Below are 2,440 nucleotides of genomic sequence, written 5' to 3' on the forward strand. Positions count from 1 at the left end.
GACCAGGACGCCGGAGCAGCCGCGGGCGTGGTCGCCGATGATCAGCTGTGCGGTGTAGGCGTAGGTGGTGTCACCGGAGGCGACCGCGGGGCCGGTCACCGCGGCGGCGGGCACAGCGGTCAGCGCAACGGATCCCGCGATCAGAGATGAGGCCAGTGCGGCATAGCGCACGGGTCTGGTGTGTCGCATGAGTCAGTTCCTTGAAGGCAGAGCGGACAACGGGCTTGAACGGGGCGCTACTTGGAGGTCCTGATCTCCACGAGCATGTGCTCACGGCCCTGTTCGTCCGCGCTCTCGCCGACCGCGGTCCAGGCGTTCTTGAGGATGTCGTAGGACTTCTCTTCGGCACCGACGGTCATGTCGACCTCGGTGTCGTAGTCGTTGCCCTTGATGGCGTAGACAGCAGGGATCTCCAGCGTCAGCCAGCCTGAGTTGCCGACGACCCGGAAGCAGATCGTCTCCGCCTTCTCGCGGGCCAGGACCTCGATCAGGCCGGTGCCGCTCGCGCAGTCGGCCAGCGTGATGTGGCCGTCGCCGCGCTTCAGAACGATGTTCTGCTCCGTCAGGATCTTGTCCGCCTGCGGGTAGTTGAAGTCCTCGACCGCGTAGCCGGGGTCGCCGTCCGCGACGACCGTGGCGGTGCCGGTCTGGGGGTGGGACCCGCCGGGGCCGCCGGCCGCCAGCGCGACCCACGCGAGAGCTCCGACGGTCGCCGCGCCCAGTGTGCGCGCTATGAATCTCTTCCGCTGCGGTTTCGCCGCAATTGTGGTGCGTGCCTTCATCACTTTCCTAAATTTGCTTTCGATCGATGTCTGTAGGTGTGGCTCGAGACAGGCGTGAAGGCGTCCGCAAGAAGGCGTCCGAAATTCGTATGCCCCCCACACTCCCGGGCAGCGGGAATAACCAGTCCCCGACTGTTTCGCTGCGTCGCCCCCCGCGAAGACAGAGACCCTCCACGAGCCCGGGGAGCCGCTTCATCTTCGTTATGCCATCTCGCATCCCCGGCTTTGTCCACCCCTCCAACACCCATAAAACGGACGGCAGTTGGGGCATCATCGTGACCCTCACCACACTCGTAAAAGGTTGTACGAGCCTCCATAAGGAAACCGTAACGAAGGCTTGAATTCCGCTTCCGGTAAAGCTGTTCTTTGTCTCTACTTTTACCGTGGCGAGTTGATAGGGTCGCCGTCGTTCAGTGGCGTATATCCATGTCGGATCCTGCCCGCCCGACTTCGGCGGAACACATCCCACTTCTCATGCGAGGAAATCCCCTTATGCAGAAAACGTTCTGGAGCAGACGCCGCGTGCTCGGTGCGCTCGCCGGCGCGACCGCCGTCGCGGCCACCCCTTCGGTCCTGATACCGGCCACCGCCACTGCCGCCGAAGCCGCCGCGCCCGAACCGGTGCCGCTGCCGGACACCGAGCGCGCCAAGGCCGTCCGCGCGTGGCTGACCGGCGGCAAGGGCGTCAAGGCCGCCGCCGCCACGGCCCTCTACGGGACCGACACCGAGATCCGGACCTTCCTCGCCGAGACGCTGCCGCAGCAGGCCGTGCAGGACAACCGGGTCGCGATCGTCCGCAGCCTGGACCGCGCGGGCAAGGGCCTGCGCCGCGAGGCCGTCGCCGCCCTGGACAACGGCGACGAAGCGATAGCCGGCTTCCTCTCGGAGGGCTTCGCCCCCGCCATTCGGGAGGACTTCCGGGTCGCCACCAGCATCGTCGCGTCCACCGGCGGCAAGGCCGTGATGCGCGAGGCCAGCGCCGCCCTCGACGCCGGCACCGAGCAGGCCCTCGTCGCCTTCCTCGCCGACGAGCAGTACGACGCGCGGCTGGAGGACACCCGGGTCCAGGTCAGCGCCATGCTGATGACCGGCGGCCCGGAGGTGCAGAAGTACGCGGACCGCGCGCTCAGCGGCACCGCGAACGACGTCGAGTGGTTCATGGAGACCGGCCAGCACATCGCGCGCGCCCGCGACCAGGAGTCGGCGACCATCGAGGAGCTGGTGGCCCTCGTCGAGCGCGAGGGCAAGCGCGCCGAGCGCGAGACGAACCTGGCCGTCGAGGCCGGGGCCCGCGCCGAGACCGCCGCCACCAAGGCCAAGGAGGCCGCCGAGAAGGCCGCCGCCGAGGCCGCCGCCGCCCAGAGCGACGTGCAGAAGTCAGGGGCCGCGGCCCGCAAGGCGGCGAGCGCGGCGAAGGGCGCGGCCGACGCCGCCCGCAACGCCGTCAACGCCTCCAACGCCGCCGTGAAGGCCTCCCGCCGCGCCTCCTGGGCTGCCGCAGGCGCCGCCCAGGCCGCCGCGAAGGCCGGCAACGCCGCCGCCCGCGCCTACAACGCCGCGATCGCCGCGTCCAAGGACGCCGGCATGGCGAAGGGCGCCAAGGACGCCGCGGTGGCCGCCCGCAACGCCGCCTCCAAGGCCCGCAGCGCCGCCGCCGC

Annotated in this window: 3 protein-coding genes; 1 reads left to right on the forward strand and 2 read right to left on the reverse strand. The window is 69.5% G+C overall.

Features of this window, described 5'->3' with window-relative positions; genetic code table 11:
- Together ACYVO6_RS42945 and ACYVO6_RS42950 are read right to left on the reverse strand one after the other, a co-directional pair.
- Positions 1-189: hypothetical protein (locus ACYVO6_RS42945; RefSeq protein ID WP_461071283.1), on the reverse strand; the 189-nt coding region annotated here is incomplete at its 3' end.
- A 47-nt stretch (positions 190-236) separates the two neighbouring features.
- Positions 237-782, reverse strand: a complete 546-nt coding sequence (locus ACYVO6_RS42950) for a hypothetical protein (RefSeq protein WP_461071285.1) — start codon at positions 780-782, stop codon at positions 237-239.
- Between the two features lie 492 nt (positions 783-1,274).
- Here ACYVO6_RS42950 and ACYVO6_RS42955 point away from each other — a divergent pair.
- Positions 1,275-2,440, forward strand: a 1,166-nt coding sequence (locus tag ACYVO6_RS42955) for an ALF repeat-containing protein (protein ID WP_461071287.1), incomplete at its 3' end; no start/stop codon positions are given.

The organism is Streptomyces pseudoechinosporeus (genome assembly GCF_054783935.1).